Here is a 16,727-nt window from a genome sequence, read left to right as displayed (position 1 = left end):
GTACGCTAGCGTATGGTCATGTCGCAACGAGCTTCCCGTCTCACCGCGGGCGACTGGGCCGACGCCGCCCTCGACGCCCTCGCCCGGGGCGGCCTGGCCGCCGTCGCCGTCGAACCCCTCGCCGCCCGGCTGAACACGACCAAGGGCAGCTTCTACTGGCACTTCCGCAACCGCGACGCCCTCATCGAGGCGGCGCTGCTGCGCTGGGAGGAACGCGGCACCACCGAGGTCATCGCCGCCATCGAGACCGAGCCCGACCCGGTCGTGAAACTGCGCCGCCTCTTCGCCACCGTCATCGAACACGGGACCACCCACCGCATCGAACTGTCCCTGCTCGCCTCGGCCGGGCACCCCGCCGTCGGGCCGGTCCTGCGCCGCATCAGCGAACGCCGCGTCGACTACGTCGCGCGCCTCTTCGGCGAGGTGGGTTTCCCGCCCGGCGAGGCCCGCCGCCGCGCGGTCATCGGCGTCAGCGTCTACCTCGGCCACACCCAGCTCGCCAACACCGCGCCCGCGGCCCTCCCCGAAAGCGACGGCGAACGGCTGGCGCTGATCTCCTCGACGGTCGACGCGCTCCTGACGGGTGCGCCGGCCGCTCCGTGACGATACGATCGCCGCATGCCTCGCTACGACTACCGCTGCCGCGCCTGCGGAGCCACCTTCGAGCTCACCCGCCCGATGAGCGAGTCGAGCGATCCCGCGCCCTGCCCGCAGGGCCACGAGGACTCCGTAAAACTCCTGTCCACGGTCGGCCTGACCGGCGCCGCGGCCGCGCCGGCCGGTGGCGGCGGCGGTTGCTGCGGCGGAGGCTGCTGCTCCTAACGGGCCGGCGGCTCCCCGACGTCCTCGCCTTCCTGCTTGCGCGTCTTGAGCCCGATCCGCTTCTTCCCGGGGGCGTTGAGCTCCTCGCGGATCCCGACGATGTTCGCCCGCGCGAGTAGCACGTCCGGCGCCGACGCGAGGTCCCCGTCGGCGCGTTTGCACCGTGCCTTCGCCTCACCGAGAACGACCTGCGCGCGCTGCAGCCGGGTCATGATCCGCTTGCCGTACAGGCCGTAGTCCTTGGCGGCCTTCTTGCGCGCCAGGCGGCGGGTCCGCAGCGTCCGCATCGACTCCAGCTCCGCCGGAGTGATCACCGACTCGGGCTCGTCGTGCATGATCTCGGTGAACCAGTGCCACTCGCGCCGGGCCGAGATCCCGTACAGAATGAAGAAGAAGACCAGGATCAGCGCACCCTTGCCGTAGACGGCGAAGAAGGCCAGACCCTTCGGCAACCACGCCGGCAACGGCGAGTTCCACAGGAAGTGCAGCGCCCATGCCGCCAGGAAGCACGCGGCCGCCACCCCGTACCGCATCGCGCGCGTCCGGCCCGTCTGCGTCACCGCGAAGGCGATGCCCAGTCCGGCCACACCGCTGTAGACCGGGTGACTCCAGGGGCCCGCGATGAGGATCCGCAGCAGCGTCACCGAGACCGAACCCGCCAGGTCGCTGTTGGGATTGCTCACCGCGTTGTTGATCGCGTAGGTCAGGTTCTCCACGACCTGGAAGCCCAGCCCGACGAAGGCCCCGTAGATCAGGCCGTCCATCGAACGCTGGAAATGCTCGCGCACGATCAGCACGATGCAGACCACGCCGAGGGTCTTGAGCCACTCCTCGTTGATCGGGCCAGCGAGGGCCGCGCCCCACTTCGTGGCGAAGTTGACCCCGTAGAGCTTCGTGATCAGCGAGACCATCGCGTTGTTGGCGATGATCGCGAACGAGGTCGCGACCAGCGCGCCCCACAGCAGCGCCGCCGCCCGGACCGCCGCCGGCTCCCGCTCGAAGAGGTCCATCCGGCCCAGAATCCAGATGAACAGGGCCGCCAGCAGGCCGTTGAGCACGATCGGCACCCACAACGCACCCGCGAGATGACCGAAGGCGCCACTGAGCCGGTCACCGATGTAGAGCAGCCCGAAGGCGAGCAGCCCGACGTAGAGCCAGTACGCGGGCCGCCGGACCCGCACGAAGGTGCCCTGGCCCTCCATGACCACGCGCGTCATCACGTCACTCGACATCGCTCGCCTCCAAGGTCGCGAGGATGTTCGTGAGGTCGCCGAGCTGGTCCTCCAGACGGCCGAGGGGCGCCACCGCGACGATCACCGCGGCCACCTCGCCCCTGCCCACGACGATCAGCGCACCGCTGTACCGCTCCCCGGTGAGGTCACCCCAGTACCCGGTCAGACCCGTCGGGGTCACGTAGTCCCGCGAGCCCGTGGCGAACAGGACACGGTTGCCCATGCGCAGGTCACGGGCCTGCCGCTCGAAGAGGACGAGGATGTCGTCGACACCCCCGATGGCACTGGTCCGCACCACCACCGGCGAATGCACCAGCGTCACCGCGCTTTGCCGGTTCGCGCCCGTCTCGGTGACCCACCCGTCACCGGGGACGGTGAACCACACCCGGCCCTTGCCGACGGCGCCCGGATTGGAGCTCGCCTCCAAGGTGATGACGGTCCCCGACGGGACCGCCTCCTCACCGTCGACCGCCCCGTCCCACTGGGTCCACAACAGCGCCGGCGCGAAAACGGCCAGGGCCAGCAGCGCCGCCGACCAGAACCTCCCCCGCTCCAGGCCGAACCTGTTGAGACGTACCGCGCCTTCGATCACGTCCACCCCTCCGTGACGTTCGGTGCCGGTAGCTTATGTGCTCTTCGCGAGCCATTCGTCCCGCTCCGCGTAAAGGCGAAGGCCCCCGGCGAGTCGCTCGCCGGGGGCCGGGGGAAGTCTGCCCGATCAGGCGACGCGGGTGATCCAGCCGTGCCGGTCGGGACCGGTGCCGTGCTGGACGTCGAGCAGCGCCTGGCGCAGCCGCATCGTCAGCTCACCGGCCTTGCCGCCGCCGACCTCGATGTCGCCGTTGCGGCCCTTGGCCATGCCGATCGGGGTGATCACGGCGGCCGTCCCGCAGGCGAAGACCTCGGTGAGCGTCCCATCTGCGGCGTCGGCCCGCCACTCGTCGATGGAGTAGGCGCGCTCCACGAACTCGTAGCCGAAGTCGCGCGCGAGCGTCGCCACGGCGTCCCGGGTGATGCCGGGCAGGATCGTGCCCAGCTCGGGCGTGACGACCGTACGGTCGGCGTCGTAGACGAAGAAGACGTTCATGCCGCCGAGCTCGTCGACGTACTTGCGGTGCACCGCGTCGAGGAACACGACCTGCTCGCAGCCCCGCTCGATCGCCTCGGCCTGCGGCAGCAGGGAGGTCGCGTAGTTGCCGCCGCACTTGGCCGCACCGGTCCCACCGGGGGCGGCACGCGTGTACTCCTCGGAGACCCACACCGAGATCGGCTTCGGGCCCGCCTTGAAGTAGGCGGCGGCCGGGGAGGCGATCACGCAGTACAGGTACTCCTTGGCCGGGCGCACACCGAGGAAGGCCTCCGAGGCGAACATGAACGGCCGCAGGTAGAGGCTCGTCTCGGCGTCGCCGGGGATCCACTTCCGGTCGATGCCGACCAGCTGCTCCAGGGACTCCAGGAACAGCTCCTCCGGCATCTCCGGCATCGCCATGCGCCGTGCCGACTCGACGAAGCGGCGGGCGTTCTCCCGGGCGCGGAAGAGGGTCACGCCACCGTCGGCGGCGTGGTAGGCCTTCATGCCCTCGAAGATCTCCTGCGCGTAGTGCAGGACGGCGGTGGCGGGCGACAGGGACAACGGGCCGTAGGGCTGGACGGTCGCGCTGTGCCAGCCGATGCCCTCGGTCCACTTGATCGTGACCATGTGGTCGGTGAAGGTCTTCCCGAAGCCGGGGTCGGCCAGGATCGCGGCCCGCTCCTCGTCGGTGGCGGGTTTCGGGTTCGGCCGGATTTCGAATCCGAGCAGATCGGCACCGCTCATGCGTGGACCTCCGGAGGCGTCGTTCTCATGATGCGAGAAGGGCTTGACCCCGGCGCGAGTCGGGGCGGTGATGGTGTTTTCCATATCAACTTACCGTTCGTTCAGGAGCGCCGGAACACCCCACCACCGGTCGCGCACGCGAACGCGCCCGGCGGAAGGATCCGCCGGGCGCCCAAGGATGTTCTTACACGTGGGAGGGACGCGAGGCGGGTCAGCCGAGGATCTCGGCTACCCGCGCGGTTACTCGATCGCCGATCGCGTCGGTGCCGAGACGTTCGCCGGGGGTCCGCTCGGCGAGGTCGGCGGCGACGGCCCGGGTCACCGCGGTCGCGGCTTCCCCGTGGCCGAGGTGTTCGAGGAGCAGTCCGGCCGACATGATCGCGGCGACGGGGTCGGCGACGCCCTTGCCCGCGATGTCGGGGGCCGACCCGTGCACCGGCTCGAACATCGAGGGGTGCGTGCGGTCGGGGTTGACGTTGCCGGAGGCGGCCAGGCCGATGCCCCCGGTGACGGCGGCGGCGATGTCGGTGAGGATGTCGCCGAAGAGGTTGTCGGTCACGATGACGTCGTAGGCCTGCGGCCTGGTCACGAGGAACATGGCGGCGGCGTCGACGTGCTGGTAGTCGGTGGCGACGTCGGGATAGTCGGCCGAGACGTCGGCGAAGGTCCGGCGCCACAGTCCGCCGGCATGGGTGAGCACGTTGGTCTTGTGGACGCAGGTGACGTGCTTGCGGTCGCGGCGGCGGGCGCGCTCGAAGGCGTCGCGGATGACGCGCTCGGTGCCGTAGCGGGTGTTCAGGCTCTCCTCGGTGGCAATCTCGGCCGAGGAGCCCTCGTGGAGGGTGCCGCCGGCGCCGGCGTAGAGGCCCTCGGTGCCCTCGCGGACGACGACGAGGTCGATCTCGCCGGGCTTGACGTCGGCGAGCGGGCTGACCGTGCCGGGCCACAGGCGCGACGGGCGCAGGTTGACGTACTGGTCGAAGTCGAAGCGGAGCTTGAGCAGCAGCCCGCGCTCCAGGACGCCCGGCGGGACGCTCGGATCGCCGATGGCGCCGAGGAGGATGGCGTCGTGCCCGTCGAGTTCGGTGACGACCGACTCGGGGAGGATCTCACCGGTGGCGTGGTACCGGCGGGCGCCGAGGTCGTATTCGGTGGCGGTGTATCCGGGCAGCGCGACGTCGAGGACCTTGCGCGCCTGCGCGACGACCTCCGTGCCGATGCCGTCGCCGGGGATGACCGCGATCGCTGTCACCGAATGACCTCCTCGTCGGGGTGCACCGTGATGGTGCGGAGTGCGCCGGGCGGCCGGGGCCGTCTTAACGCGGATTCAGGCGGCTGAATCTACTGCACCATATCGAGTCGTCCCGAATGGCGGCCATGCCGTCCCATGATGTGGTCGTCGATGGTGGGTGCTCGCCGCTCTGCTCACAATTCGGTCACGGCGGCCTGAACCCGGAACCGGTCCCGCGTGATCTCCGTCTGAAGCGGCATGAAGCGTGCCATCGTCCTCGTGCCCCTGCTGTTCGCCGCCGGTCTCCTCGCCGCGTGCGACGCCGGAACGCCGCCCTGCGGCGCGTCGGGAGCCGTCAACACCCTCTCCTGCGAGCCCCCGGCGGAGCGAAAGGTGAACGCCGAAGTCGCCGAGTTCGTGCCCGACACCGCCGAAGGTCCCTTCCCCGCCGCCCGCGACGACGTACCCATCGACGTCGCGCTCCTCCGGGGATGGAACACCGGATCGAGTGGCGGCGACACCGAACCCCGCGACCCCGCCACCGCGTTCACCATGGAGGACACGCCCGCCGTCGACTACGTCGCCGTCTCGGCGAACACCGGCTGCCGCCTGGCCGAAGGCGCCGAACTGTACCTGCGCGGGAGCGACCTGAGGGTCCGCTTCACCGGTGGCCTGGACCGTCCCGAATGCGCGCGCTCCTACACCGCCTACGCCCAGTTCGCCGTGCCCGCCACCGAGATCGCCGCGGTGTCCACGATCGAGGGCGAGGACCCCGCCAACACCGCCGGACCCGGCACGCTGACCGACTTCGTCGCCATCGGCGTGCTCGACGGCGACACCGGCGGCCTCGCCCCGGTCCGCCTCGGCGACGGCCGCGGCGCCGAGCTGTACGAGGAGCTGATCGCCGCCGGCGCGGGCGAGTCCCCCAAGCTGCGCGAGGCCCTGCGCGACGAGTCGCCCGACGGCACGACGGCGGTCGCCTTCGTCTTGAGCGGCTGCGCCGAGGACGGCGCGAAACTCGTGGTCACCCCGGCCGTCGTGAGCGCCGAACTGACCGGCGGTGAGCGGACCGCCTGCGAGTCGGAGTCGTGGTTCGCGGCCACCTTCGCCGTCGGGAACGCGTATCTGCCGGGGGACGCCCGCCTGGCGGTGTTCGGCCGGGAGTAGCTTCTCGATCATGTCGCTGAACCCCGTCATGCTCGGCGTGCGCCTCGTCCTTGAGTTGTGCGCGCTGGCCTCCTTCGCCGCCTACGGCTGGCGCGAGTTCCCCTCGCCGTGGCGGTGGGGCCTGGTCGTGCTGCTACCGGCGATCGCCGGGGCCCTGTGGGGCACCTTCGCGGTGCCCGACGACCCCAGCCGCAACGGCAAGGCGCCCGTCCCGGTGGCGGGGTGGGTGCGGTTCGGGGTCGAGTTCGTGGTGCTGTGGGGAGGCGCGGCGGCGCTGTGGTTCGGCGGGCTGCCGAAACTCGCGCTGGTGTCGGCGGCGGTGCTGGCGGTGTACTACGTGCTGGCGTGGGACCGGATCGGGTGGCTGTTCTCGCGCTGACCGGCGGGTGCCCCGCCAAGGCGGACCGCCACGGCGAGCGGCCGGAACGCGACGGCCCACGACGTGGCGACCGGCATCGCCGACCGCGACGGCGAGCGGAACCCGTCGGCCGTCGGCACCGTTTCCCGGCCGACCGTCCGGCTTCCTCAAATGGCGGCGAGGTCACTGATCCGCCCTCCCGCCCACGGGGCTTCGAGGGCCATGATCGCCGGAGTAAGGTTTCGCACGTTTCGGCCGACGCCGCGAGTAGGAGTCCACATGGGCGGTTTCCATCACGTTGAACTCTGGGTCCCCGACCTCGCCGCCTCGCGCGAGAGCTGGGGCTGGCTCCTCGGCGAACTGGGCTGGTCGCCCTACCAGGACTGGAAAGGCGGCTGCTCCTGGCGCTTCGGCGAGAGCTACCTCGTGATGGAGTGCTCGGTCGCCATGACCGACTGCGGCCACAACCGGCTGCGGCCGGGCCTCAACCACCTCGCCTTCCACGCCGAGGACACCGCGACCGTCGACCGTCTCGTCGAGGAGGCCCCCGCGAAGGGCTGGGAGCTGCTCTACCCCGAGCGCCACCCCTACGCCGGCGGCCCGGAGCACTACGCGGCCTACATCGCCGACCGGCACGGCTTCGAGGCCGAACTGGTCGCGGGCACGAGTCTCGAACCGGCGTGACCGCGCTCCTCCCCCGCCTTCTCCCGCCGGTGGTCACCGTCTGCGCCGCCGTCGTCCTGCTCGGAGGCTGCGGCACCGACGCCGCCTGCGAACCCGCGCCCGCGGGCGCTGCCGACACCCGGACGGCGGTCATGCGCGGCGACGGCGACGACCAGCACCTCACCGCCGAGGTCACCGAGTGGCACACCGCGCCCCACCCGCAGGTGCCCGGCGAAGGCGACCACGTCTTCCTCACCGTCGACGTCACCCCGGTCCCCGGGTTCCACGTCGTCGACGACGGCGTCGCGCTCCAGGTCTGCGCGATCGACGCCGAACGTGTCGTCCTGATCTGCGGCGAGGTCTTCGCCGAGGTCGCCGCCGACGGCTCGGCGACCACCGCCGAAGGCGACCTGCGGCCCGCCGACCCGGCGGCCACCGCGCGGGTCGTCGTCCTCGCCAACCGCCTCGACGGCGGCGTCCACGGCTGCGGCGACCGGAAGGACTTCGACGGCTACACCCCGCCACGGATCCTCTCCCCGGGAACGCGGGTCTGACGGCGACGGCCCGTACGCCGTCACCGGCGATCACCCGGCCGCGTCGCCACCCGCTCCACGCGACCCCGGCGCAACCGCGCCGACGGCCGTCGCCATCGGCGGCCACGGCGACGTGGACGGCGGCCCGGTGCGTCCGTACCGGCGCCTCGGTTTCGTTGGCACGCCAGAGAAGTACGGGAGCCCCGCGAACGCGGGTCTGACGACGACGGCCCGAAGCTCACGGCCCCCCTGCCCGCGAGGCTCCAACGCCGTCACCGGCGATCACCCGGCCGCGTCGCCGCCCGCTCCACGCGACCCCGGCGCAACCGCGCCGACGGCCGTCGCCATCGGCGGCCACGGCGACGTGGACGGCGGCCCGGTGCGTCCGTGCCGGCGCCGCGTCCCCCGGGTACGGCCTGACCCGCGAAAGCCACCTGGGGCCCGTGTCGCGGTGTTAGCGTCACCGCAGCCGACACCGAGAACGGAGGGCCGCCATGGGCTCCCTCGACCTCGCCGGAACCTACCGTGACCTGCACGCGCACCCCGAACTCTCGCTACAGGAGACCCGCACCGCCGCGCTGGCCGCCGGATACCTGCGGGCCTTCGGCTACGCGGTCACCGAGAACGTCGGCGGCACCGGCGTCGTCGCCGTCCTGCGCAACGGGCCCGGCCCGACGATGCTCCTGCGCGCCGACATGGACGCCCTGCCCGTCGAGGAGAAGACGGGCCTGCCCTACGCCAGCACCGCCCGCGCCACCGACGACCTCGGCAACGACGTCCCCGTCATGCACGCCTGCGGACACGACGTCCACGTCACCTGCCTGCTCGGCGCGGCCGAGGCGCTCGCCGCCGACACGTCCACCTGGCGCGGCACCCTCCAGCTCGTCTTCCAGCCCGCCGAGGAGACCGGCGACGGCGCGCGGGCGATGCTCGACGACGGCTTCCACGACCGCTTCGGCAGGCCCGAGGTCGTACTCGGGCAGCACGTCTCGCCACTGCCCGCCGGGATGATCGGCCTGCGGGCGGGCCCGTCCTTCGCGGCGGCCGACTCGCTGCGGGTCGTGCTGCACGGCCGCGGCGGGCACGGCTCACGGCCCGAGGCCTGCGTCGACCCCGTCGTCATGGCGGCGGCGACCGTCCTGCGGCTCCAGACCGTGGTGTCCCGTGAGGTCCCCGGCGGCGAGACCGCAGTGCTCACCATCGGTGCGCTCAACGCGGGCACGAAGGACAACGTCATCCCCGACGACGCGGTGCTGCTGCTGAACATCCGGACCTACGACGACGACGTCCGCGCACACGTCATGGGCGCCGTCGAGCGCATCGTCAACGGCGAGGCGGCCGCCGCCGGGGCGCCGAGGCCACCCGAGATCGAGCCGACCCTCTCCTTCCCGATGCTGGTCAACGACGCCGCCGCGGTCGAGGTGATCGGGCGCGGTTTCACCGAGGAGTTCGGTGCCGGAGCCGTCGCCGACCCCGGGCCGGTCACCGGCAGCGAGGACGTCGGCTTCTTCGCCACCGCCGCCGGGGTCCCGTGCGTCTACTGGCTCCTGGGCGGTGCCGACCCGAAGGCCTTCGCGGGCGCGACCGACCTGGCCTCGGCGAAGAAGATCGCCTTGAGCCTGCCCTCGAACCACTCGCCGCTGTTCGCGCCCGTCATCGAGCCGACGCTCCAGGTCGGCGTGGCCGCGCTGGTGCGCGCGGCACGGACCTGGTCGGCGCGAACGGACTGAGCGAGCCGGACTACCCCGCCAGCGCCAGGGCCAGCGGCACGACCTCCTCGGCCCCGGCCTCGCGCAGCAGGCGCGCGGCGACCGTCAGCGTCCAGCGGGTGTCCACGACGTCGTCGATCAGGAGCACGCTTCCGCGTACCTCCGGCAGGGCCGCGGCCAGCTCTTCGGGCACGGTGAGCGTCCCCCAGACCGCCGACACGCGACGGGCGCTGTTGAACTGGCTGCCCGGCGAACCGGCGCGATAGGCCAGGGAACCCAGGTACGGAACGCGGCCGACCTCGGCGATGCGGCGGCCGGCCGAGGCGAGCAGTTCGGGTCTGCGGCCGGAGGCCATCGACGCGACCGCGCCGGGCCTGCCGATCCCCCAGCCCTTGATGAGTTCGAGGAGGGCGCCGAGGACGTCGTCGGGCAGTTCGCCGTCGGGCGCGTCGGGCTCGACGAGCGAGCGGATCCGCTGGCCCCAGCCAACGTAGAGGTTCGGCGCGAGGGCCCGCCCCTCCGCGGCCTGCGACTCGGGCTTGATCTTCCCGCTGAGCCCCAGCTCGCCGAGCCCGGAGGGCCACATGCGGCGGGGGGCGATCTCGGCGCCGGGCTTGTACAGGCGCCCACGGGCGGCCTCCGCCGCGGCCTCGCTGACACCGGCCTCGACGCGCGTGCCGGTGCAGTTGTCGCAGCGGCCGCAGGGCGCGGCCTGTGGGTCGTCGAGCTGGCCGCGCAGGTAGGCCATGCGGCATTCGGTGGTGTCGAGGTAGGCGAGCATGGCGTCCTGCTCGGCACGGCGTTCACCGGCGATGCGGGCGTAGCGCTCGGCGTCGTAGACCCACGGGTTGCCGGTGGCCTCCCACTTGCTGCGCGGGAGGCGCCGGACGGCGCCGTCGACGTCGAGGACCTTGAGCATCATGTCCAGGCGGGAGCGGCTCAGGTCGAGGTGGGTCTCCAGTTGCGGAACCGACATCGGCTCGGTGAGCAGCGACAGGGCCGAGGTGACGATCCGCTCGGGCGGGAAGGCCATCGAGGCGAAGTAGGCCCAGATGTCGGTGTCCTCCTTGCCCGGCAGGAGGATGACCTCGGCGCGGTCGACACCGCGCCCGGCGCGGCCGACCTGCTGGTAGTAGGCCACGGGCGAGGACGGGGCCCCGAGGTGGACGACGAAGCCGAGGTCGGGTTTGTCGAAGCCCATGCCCAGCGCCGAGGTCGCCACGAGCGCCTTGACGCGGTTGTCGAGCAGCTCGCGTTCGGCGAGGAGGCGTTCGTCGGCGTCGGTCTTGCCGGTGTAGGCGCGGACCTCGTGGCCCTGTTCGCGCAGGTACTCGGCGGTCTGCTCGGCACCGGCGACGGTGAGCGAGTAGACGATGCCCGACCCGGGCAGCTCCCGCAGCCGCTCGGCCAGCCAGGCCAGGCGGGTCGGCGCGTCCGGCGTGCGCACGACCGCCAGGCTCAGGCTCTCGCGTTCGAGGGTGCCGCGCAGGACGAGGGTGTCGGAGCCGAGTTGCTCGGCGACGTCGTGCGAGACGCGGGCGTTGGCCGTGGCGGTGGTGGCCAGGACCGGGGTGTCCTCGGGCAGACCGTCGAGCAGGTCGCGGATGCGGCGGTAGTCGGGCCGGAAGTCGTGGCCCCAGTCGGAGACGCAGTGGGCCTCGTCGACGACGATGAGACCGGCGTCCTTGGCCAGCCCGGGCAGGATCGCCTCGCGGAACTCCAGGTTGTTGAGCCGCTCGGGACTGACCAGGAGCAGGTCGACCGAACCGGCGGCGACGTCGTCGCGGACGCGGTCCCAGTCGTCCACATTGGACGAGTTGATGGTGGCGGCGTGCACGCCCGCCTTGGCCGCGGCGTCGATCTGGTTGCGCATCAGGGCCAGCAGCGGCGAGATGATGACCGTCGGCCCGGCGCCGGCGGCGCGCAGCAGCGCGGTCGCCACGAAGTAGACCGCCGACTTTCCCCATCCCGTGCGCTGGACCACCAGCGCCCGTTTTCGCTTCACGACCAGGGCCTCGATGGCGGTCCACTGGTCGGGCCGGAGGACGGCGTTCGGCCCGGCGAGGTCGCGCAGGTGGGCTTCGGCGCGGGTACGGAGGTCGTTTTGCGGCGAGATGTCAGTCATGCGGTCCTTGATAGCAGTTGGCTACGACACTTTCGCGGAGCGTGACGCCCGGGGCGGTGAAGTCCAGCATGCCACCGCTACAGCGACCACCAGCAGTAGAGGTGGCGGCCGGAGGAGACGGCCCTCCGGGCGAGCGCCGAGAGGTCGGTGACGAACCACTCCATGTCGGGGCCGTTGACGCCGCCACCGAACTCCTCAATCGTCACCCAGGTCGCCGCGACCGCCGGGACGTCGGCGGGGTCGATGGCCGCGAGCGCGTCGCGCATGGCGGTGGTGAGCCGCTCGACGCTGTGCTCCGGGCCCCCGCCACAGCGGTCGGAGCCGCCGATCTCCAGGAAGTCCACGCCGGTCAGCTGCTCACCGAGCTGCCCGAGCATGACGACGGGGTCGATGCCCTTGGCGATGAGCTTGTCCTCTTCGGGGAGAAGCCCGTACGGCCCGTGCTCGATGAGTTCGGGCGTGACGGCGTCGTCGTCGACGGTGAAGTACTCGGTGAGGATGCCCATGCGCGGCACCATAGGGCCCGTGTGCGACGAAACGGGGACGGCGGACGGATCTTTCCGGGGCTATCGTCGATCCATGAGCGAAGCTCCCGCAGATCCGCCGCCCGAGATTCCCACGCCGCCGCAGGAGGCGCACGAACTGACGGTCGACGTCGACGAGGCGACCGCCTACGACGGTGCGATCGTCTACAAGCGCAAGCCCGACGGCTCCCTCGAACTCACCTGACACGAGAACGGCCCCGGGACACCCGGGGCCGTTCTCACTTGCGACGTCCTAAGTCGTCCGACAGGGTGACCGTCGCCGCGCGCGTGCTGCCCACGGCGGAGGCGACCCGGTCGAGCAGGTCGGCGGGCAGGTCGGCGTCGACGGCCACGACCATCAGCGCCTCTCCCCCGACCACGCGGCGGGCGACCTGCATCGCGGCGATGTTGATCCCGGCGTCGCCCAGGGCGCCGCCGAGCACGCCGACGACGCCGGGGCGGTCGGTGTAACGCAGGAACAGCAGCGGGCCGTCGGCCTCCAGGTCGACGTCGAAACCGTCGATCTCGGTGAGCTTGAGGACCTCGCGCGGACCGGCGGTGATGGTGCCCGACACCGAGGTCGCGCGACCGTCGGTCAGGGCGCCGCGCACGGTCACCTGGCTGTGGAACTCGGCGCTCTCGGGGCTGGTGAACAGGCCGACGTCGACACCGCGCTCCTTGGCCAGGAGGGGCGCGTTGACGTAGGTGACCTGGTCGACGACACCCGCGAACAGGCCCTTGGTGGCGGCCAGCTGCAGCACGCTCACGTCGGCGGCGACGACGACCTCACCGCGGACCTCGACGGTCACCGACTGGGCGGCACCGCCGGAGACGGCGGTGAAGACCTTGCCGAGGCGCTCGGCCAGCGGCAGCATCGGCCGGACCTCCTCGGCGACCACGCCGCCGGTCTGGACGTTGACCGCGTCGGGCACGAACTCGCCGTTGAGGGCCAGGCGCACGCTCTTGGCGACGTCGAGGCCGGCGTTGTCCTGCGCCTCGACGGTCGAGGCCCCCAGGTGCGGGGTGACGACGACCTGCTCCAGCGCGAACAGGGGCGAGTCGGTGCAGGGCTCGGTGTGGAACACGTCGATGCCGGCACCGGCGACGCGGCCCTCGGTGATCGCGTCGGCGAGCGCCTGCTCGTCGAGGAGACCGCCGCGGGCGGCGTTGATGATCCGCACGCCGGGCTTGACCTTGGCCAGGGCCTCCTTGCCGATCAGCCCGACGGTCTCGGGCGTCTTTGGGAGGTGGATGGAGATGAAGTCGGAGACGGCGAGGAGCTCGTCGAGGCTGAGCAGCGTGATGCCCATCTGAGCGGCGCGCGCGGGCTGCACGTAGGGGTCGTAGGCGACGACCTTGGTGTCGAAGGCGGCGATGCGCGCGGCGAACAGCTGCCCGATGCGCCCGAGGCCGACCACGCCGACGGTCTTACCGGCCAGTTCGACGCCGGTGAAGCGCGAGCGCTTCCACTCGCCCTTTTTCAGGGAGGCGTTGGCGTTGGCGGTGTGCCGCGCGGAGGCCAGCAGCAGCGTGACGGCCTGTTCGGCGGCCGAGACGATGTTGGAGGTGGGCGCGTTGACGACCATGACACCGCGCTCGGTGGCGGCGGGGACGTCGACGTTGTCGAGGCCGACACCGGCCCGCGCGACGACGGTCAGTTTCGGCGCGGCGGCCAGGGCCTCGGCGTTGATCCGGGTGGCGCTGCGCACGATCACGGCGTCGGCGTCGGCGAGGGCGGCGTGCAGGGCGGGAACGTCGGTGCCGTCCACGTCGCGGACGTCGAACTCGGCGGTGAGGGTCGCGACCGCGGAGTGGGCGAGCGGGTCGGCGATCACGACGACGCGACGACCGTCACGGGGAGCATCAGGGGTCAGGGGAGCTTTAGACACGGCGTACCTCGCGGCCATAGACGCTGCAATAGAAACGGGGCGCGACGCTGCGCGAACCCATCGTACGGTCATTGGTAACAGGCCTCTGAACGGGTTAACCCGCCGGACATCTCCACAGTGGAGGTGGTCACGGGTGGTATGGGGCGGTTTGGGTGCGCCTGATACCCCTGGGTGGAACCTGTATCCCAGTGACTGGGACTCACCAGGGCACGGGCCGTCCGTCGCGGAAGAAGCCCCCGGTGGGGCCGTCGTCGGGCAGCCGGACCGCCCACAGCACGCTCGCGCCGCCTTCGGCGACCGGGCGACCGCCCGCGCCGCCCATGTCGGTGGCGACCCAGCCGGGGCAGACCGCGTTGACCAGGACGCCTTCGCCGCGCAGCTCGGCGGCGAGCATCCGCGTCAGCGCGTTGAGCCCGGCCTTGGTGACCGCATAGGCGGGTGTGCCGCCGCCCATGCTCGCGAGCGAACCGCTCTCGCTGGAGACATTGACCACGCGCGGGTGCGCGCTGCGACGCAAGAGCGGCAGGAGGGCCTGCGTCAGGCGCCACGGCCCGTACAGGTTCGTCTCGGCGGCCTCGCGGACGACATCGAGGTCGGCGGTGATCGCGCGCTGCCAGGTGTCGTAGAGGACGGCGGCGTTGTTCACCAGGACGTCGAGGCGGCCGTAGGCGCGGTCGAGGTAAGCGGCGAGAGGGGCGGGATCGCCGGTCACGTCGAGCGGGAAACCCCGCACGCCGAGCTCGGCGGCGGCCTTCTCCGCCTTGGCCCCGTCGCGCGCGGTCAGGACCACCTCGTAGCCCTCGGCTGCCAGCTGACGGCAGACCTCACGGCCGATCCCCCTGTTGGCCCCGGTCACGACCGCGACGGGCCCGCTGTGTGTCGGCACGTGATGACGTCCCTTCGGCCGCGCGAAATGGTACAGATGGTCCGTGGTGAATCTACCGGCCGCGCCCCGTCCCCCGTGGACGGTCACGTCCGCCGCCCGCGTCTGCCGGCTCCTGGTGGTGCCGATGGCCGGTGCCGCCGGGGTGGCGCTGACGAAGATCGACGCGGGACGGGTCGCGCTCGCCTTCTGCGCGGCGGCGCTGATCCTGGTCGTCGCGTGCTTCGCCGGCCCGATGTGGATGTACCGCACGGGCAGGCCCGGCGGTGTGGTCGCGGTGGCCGTCGCGCAGCTGGTGGGAAGCCTGTGCGCGATCCCGGGGACGGTGCCGCCGTCGGTGCTGTCGCCGCGGACCTTCGAGATCTGGCTGCTGTTCGCGCCGCTGTCGCTGTTCGTGCTGATCGTGCTGTGGCTGCCGTCGAGCCGGGACTGGCTGGACGGGCGGAAGGAGCGGTGGCGGTCGCCCGCCACCGCCCAGAAGGTCTAGCTCACCAGGTCACCGGCAGTCGTTCCAGTCCGCCGACGAGCATGCCCTCGCGTTTCGGCAGTTCCTCGACGGGCACGGCCAGCGCCAGCTTCGGCAGCCGGCGCAGGACCACGTCGAGGACGGCCTGGAGTTCGGTGCGCGCCAGGGCCTGGCCGATGCACGAGTGCGGGCCGACACCGAAGGCGATGTGCGTGTTCGGCGAGCGGTCGAGGCGGATCTCCCCCGCGCCGTCGAAGGCCTCCTCGTCGCGGTTGGCGGCGGCGAGACTGTTGATCACCGTCGTCCCGGCGGGCAGGACCTCCCCGTCGATCTCGACGTCCTCGGTGAGGAAGCGGGGCAGCCCGAACGGTGACATCGAGTCCATCCGCAGGGTCTCCTCGACGGCGGTGCGCACCAGGCCGGGGTCGGCCAGCAGGCTCGCGTAGCGGGAGCGATCGGACAGCAGCTGGGCGAACATCTTGCCGAGCTGGTTGGAGGTCGTCTCGTGCCCGGCGATGAGCAGGCCCTGGCCGGTGGCCAGCAGTTCGATCTCGGACAGGCGGCCGTCGTCGGCGTCGACGACGGTGATGAGTTCGCTGAGCAGGTCGTCGCCGGGGTTCGCGCGCTTGGCCGCGATGTGCGCGGTGAAGTACTCGGCGTACTCGGCGGTCGCGGTGTCGATCTCCTCCTGGCTGTACTTGCTGATGCTCATGCGGGTGCTCGACCAGTGGGCGAACCTGTCGCGGTCGCCGTCGGGGACGCCGAGGATCTCGCAGATCACCCACACGGGGAGGGGGAAGTTGAGACCGGCGACCATGTCGGCCGGGGGCCCTTGCTTGGTCATGCCGTCGATGAGGTGCCCGGCCATCGCCTCGATGCGCGGCTTGAGCTCGGTCATCTTGCGGACGGTGAACCAGCGGGTGACCAGGCGGCGCCAGCGCAGGTGACCGTCGCCGGAGGTCGGGATGGGGTTGCTGTCACCGTCGAAGACGCCGCCGGTCGTCCTCGACATGCGGGCCGAACCGGGGCCGCTGCGAGTGAAGCGCGGGTCGGCGAGCATGCCCCGGACATCGTCGTAGCGGGTCAGAAGTCTGGCCTGGTCACCACTGGGAAGGCGGACGTGGGCGACGGGACAGCCCTGCCGCAGCTCGGCCCATTCGGCCGGCGGATCGATGCCCTGGGGTGTGGCGAAGGGGTAATCGACGGGGTCGGGCGGGGTCTGTGCGCGGTCGCTCATGGTGAATCCCCTTTCGACGCGGAGTGTTGCCCTCACCCTAGGCGCGCCGTCCGGGGATGTCCATTGTGGATC

At 71.8% G+C, this 16,727-nt stretch carries 18 protein-coding genes; 9 read left to right on the top strand and 9 right to left on the bottom strand.

The genetic code is table 11. From position 1 onward, the window contains the following. The first annotated feature begins 18 nt into the window (after window positions 1-18). Window positions 19-603: a TetR/AcrR family transcriptional regulator gene (locus HNR73_RS12140; RefSeq protein ID WP_239122415.1), complete on the top strand. Its 585-nt coding sequence runs from the start codon at window positions 19-21 to the stop codon at window positions 601-603. Window positions 604-618: 15 nt separating this feature from the next. After that, window positions 619-822: an FmdB family zinc ribbon protein gene (locus tag HNR73_RS12135; protein WP_184787504.1), complete on the top strand. Its 204-nt coding sequence runs from the start codon at window positions 619-621 to the stop codon at window positions 820-822. Here the strand turns inward: HNR73_RS12135 and HNR73_RS12130 are convergent. The 4 genes from HNR73_RS12130 to HNR73_RS12115 form a co-directional block, all read right to left on the bottom strand. Further along, window positions 819-2,054 (bottom strand): PrsW family intramembrane metalloprotease, encoded by a 1,236-nt coding sequence (locus HNR73_RS12130; protein WP_184787503.1) that lies wholly within the window; start codon window positions 2,052-2,054, stop codon window positions 819-821. The genes HNR73_RS12135 and HNR73_RS12130 overlap by 4 nt on opposite strands. Continuing rightward, the gene (locus HNR73_RS12125) at window positions 2,044-2,652 is read right to left on the bottom strand and encodes a hypothetical protein (RefSeq protein ID WP_184787502.1); all 609 of its coding nucleotides are present in this window, start codon (window positions 2,650-2,652) and stop codon (window positions 2,044-2,046) included. The genes HNR73_RS12130 and HNR73_RS12125 overlap by 11 nt, the downstream gene beginning before the upstream one ends. 120 nt (window positions 2,653-2,772) lie before the next feature. Continuing rightward, on the bottom strand, window positions 2,773-3,870 hold the full coding sequence (locus HNR73_RS12120) for a branched-chain amino acid aminotransferase (RefSeq protein ID WP_184787501.1): 1,098 nt from the start codon (window positions 3,868-3,870) through the stop codon (window positions 2,773-2,775). 211 nt (window positions 3,871-4,081) lie between these two features. Beyond that, on the bottom strand, window positions 4,082-5,122 hold the full coding sequence (locus tag HNR73_RS12115; protein WP_184787500.1) for a 3-isopropylmalate dehydrogenase: 1,041 nt from the start codon (window positions 5,120-5,122) through the stop codon (window positions 4,082-4,084). A 237-nt stretch (window positions 5,123-5,359) separates the two neighbouring features. Here HNR73_RS12115 and HNR73_RS12110 point away from each other — a divergent pair, with 237 nt between their 5' ends. The 5 genes from HNR73_RS12110 to HNR73_RS12090 all read left to right on the top strand — a co-directional run bounded on the left by HNR73_RS12110 (window position 5,360) and on the right by HNR73_RS12090 (window position 9,552). Further along, window positions 5,360-6,268: a hypothetical protein gene (locus tag HNR73_RS12110; protein ID WP_184787499.1), complete on the top strand. Its 909-nt coding sequence runs from the start codon at window positions 5,360-5,362 to the stop codon at window positions 6,266-6,268. Between the two features lie 10 nt (window positions 6,269-6,278). Beyond that, on the top strand, window positions 6,279-6,647 hold the full coding sequence (locus tag HNR73_RS12105; RefSeq protein ID WP_184787498.1) for a YrdB family protein: 369 nt from the start codon (window positions 6,279-6,281) through the stop codon (window positions 6,645-6,647). A 258-nt stretch (window positions 6,648-6,905) separates the two neighbouring features. Further along, entirely contained in the window at window positions 6,906-7,310 is a 405-nt protein-coding gene (locus HNR73_RS12100) for a VOC family protein (RefSeq protein WP_203687034.1), read from the top strand. Next, window positions 7,307-7,843, top strand: a complete 537-nt coding sequence (locus HNR73_RS12095) for a hypothetical protein (protein WP_184787496.1) — start codon at window positions 7,307-7,309, stop codon at window positions 7,841-7,843. The genes HNR73_RS12100 and HNR73_RS12095 overlap by 4 nt, the downstream gene beginning before the upstream one ends. A 473-nt stretch (window positions 7,844-8,316) precedes the next feature. Next, the gene (locus HNR73_RS12090; RefSeq protein ID WP_184787495.1) at window positions 8,317-9,552 is read left to right on the top strand and encodes an amidohydrolase; all 1,236 of its coding nucleotides are present in this window, start codon (window positions 8,317-8,319) and stop codon (window positions 9,550-9,552) included. 10 nt (window positions 9,553-9,562) lie between these two features. On the opposite strand, the gene HNR73_RS12085 is transcribed toward HNR73_RS12090, so the two are convergent. Beyond that, window positions 9,563-11,656: a RecQ family ATP-dependent DNA helicase gene (locus HNR73_RS12085; protein ID WP_184787494.1), complete on the bottom strand. Its 2,094-nt coding sequence runs from the start codon at window positions 11,654-11,656 to the stop codon at window positions 9,563-9,565. 77 nt (window positions 11,657-11,733) lie between these two features. Next, complete coding sequence (locus HNR73_RS12080; RefSeq protein ID WP_184787493.1) at window positions 11,734-12,162, bottom strand: hypothetical protein; 429 nt, start codon at window positions 12,160-12,162, stop codon at window positions 11,734-11,736. Window positions 12,163-12,235: 73 nt separating this feature from the next. Between HNR73_RS12080 and HNR73_RS12075 the strand changes: the two genes are divergently transcribed. Next, on the top strand, window positions 12,236-12,385 hold the full coding sequence (locus tag HNR73_RS12075; RefSeq protein WP_184787492.1) for a hypothetical protein: 150 nt from the start codon (window positions 12,236-12,238) through the stop codon (window positions 12,383-12,385). 34 nt (window positions 12,386-12,419) lie between these two features. Here the strand turns inward: HNR73_RS12075 and serA are convergent, their stop codons facing one another. Next, window positions 12,420-14,069: a phosphoglycerate dehydrogenase gene (serA, locus tag HNR73_RS12070; protein ID WP_239122416.1), complete on the bottom strand. Its 1,650-nt coding sequence runs from the start codon at window positions 14,067-14,069 to the stop codon at window positions 12,420-12,422. A gap of 199 nt (window positions 14,070-14,268) precedes the next feature. Continuing rightward, window positions 14,269-14,955 (bottom strand): SDR family NAD(P)-dependent oxidoreductase, encoded by a 687-nt coding sequence (locus HNR73_RS12065; protein WP_184787490.1) that lies wholly within the window; start codon window positions 14,953-14,955, stop codon window positions 14,269-14,271. A 43-nt stretch (window positions 14,956-14,998) separates the two neighbouring features. On the opposite strand from HNR73_RS12065, the gene HNR73_RS12060 reads away from it, so the two are divergent. Continuing rightward, window positions 14,999-15,439 (top strand): hypothetical protein, encoded by a 441-nt coding sequence (locus HNR73_RS12060; RefSeq protein WP_184787489.1) that lies wholly within the window; start codon window positions 14,999-15,001, stop codon window positions 15,437-15,439. Between the two features lies 1 nt (window position 15,440). Here the strand turns inward: HNR73_RS12060 and HNR73_RS12055 are convergent, their stop codons facing one another. Beyond that, the gene (locus tag HNR73_RS12055; RefSeq protein WP_184787488.1) at window positions 15,441-16,655 is read right to left on the bottom strand and encodes a cytochrome P450; all 1,215 of its coding nucleotides are present in this window, start codon (window positions 16,653-16,655) and stop codon (window positions 15,441-15,443) included. Window positions 16,656-16,727: the final 72 nt, after the last annotated feature.

Origin of the sequence: Phytomonospora endophytica (assembly GCF_014202425.1) — a bacterium.
GTDB lineage: Bacteria > Actinomycetota > Actinomycetes > Mycobacteriales > Micromonosporaceae > Phytomonospora > Phytomonospora endophytica.
Note: the sequence above shows the minus strand (reverse complement) of the source record. Positions and strands in the feature narration are given on the sequence as shown.

Excerpts from the sequence above, each read along its gene's own strand:
- HNR73_RS12140 (WP_239122415.1), top strand. The coding sequence starts at position 19 with ATGTCGCAACGAGCTTCCCGTCTCACCGCGGGCGACTGGGCCGACGCC.
- HNR73_RS12135 (WP_184787504.1), top strand. The coding sequence starts at position 619 with ATGCCTCGCTACGACTACCGCTGCCGCGCCTGCGGAGCCACCTTCGAG.
- HNR73_RS12130 (WP_184787503.1), bottom strand. The coding sequence starts at position 2,054 with ATGTCGAGTGACGTGATGACGCGCGTGGTCATGGAGGGCCAGGGCACC.
- HNR73_RS12120 (WP_184787501.1), bottom strand. The coding sequence starts at position 3,870 with ATGAGCGGTGCCGATCTGCTCGGATTCGAAATCCGGCCGAACCCGAAA.
- HNR73_RS12110 (WP_184787499.1), top strand. The coding sequence starts at position 5,360 with ATGAAGCGTGCCATCGTCCTCGTGCCCCTGCTGTTCGCCGCCGGTCTC.
- HNR73_RS12105 (WP_184787498.1), top strand. The coding sequence starts at position 6,279 with ATGTCGCTGAACCCCGTCATGCTCGGCGTGCGCCTCGTCCTTGAGTTG.
- HNR73_RS12100 (WP_203687034.1), top strand. The coding sequence starts at position 6,906 with ATGGGCGGTTTCCATCACGTTGAACTCTGGGTCCCCGACCTCGCCGCC.
- HNR73_RS12090 (WP_184787495.1), top strand. The coding sequence starts at position 8,317 with ATGGGCTCCCTCGACCTCGCCGGAACCTACCGTGACCTGCACGCGCAC.
- HNR73_RS12085 (WP_184787494.1), bottom strand. The coding sequence starts at position 11,656 with ATGACTGACATCTCGCCGCAAAACGACCTCCGTACCCGCGCCGAAGCC.
- HNR73_RS12080 (WP_184787493.1), bottom strand. The coding sequence starts at position 12,162 with ATGGGCATCCTCACCGAGTACTTCACCGTCGACGACGACGCCGTCACG.
- HNR73_RS12075 (WP_184787492.1), top strand. The coding sequence starts at position 12,236 with ATGAGCGAAGCTCCCGCAGATCCGCCGCCCGAGATTCCCACGCCGCCG.
- HNR73_RS12055 (WP_184787488.1), bottom strand. The coding sequence starts at position 16,655 with ATGAGCGACCGCGCACAGACCCCGCCCGACCCCGTCGATTACCCCTTC.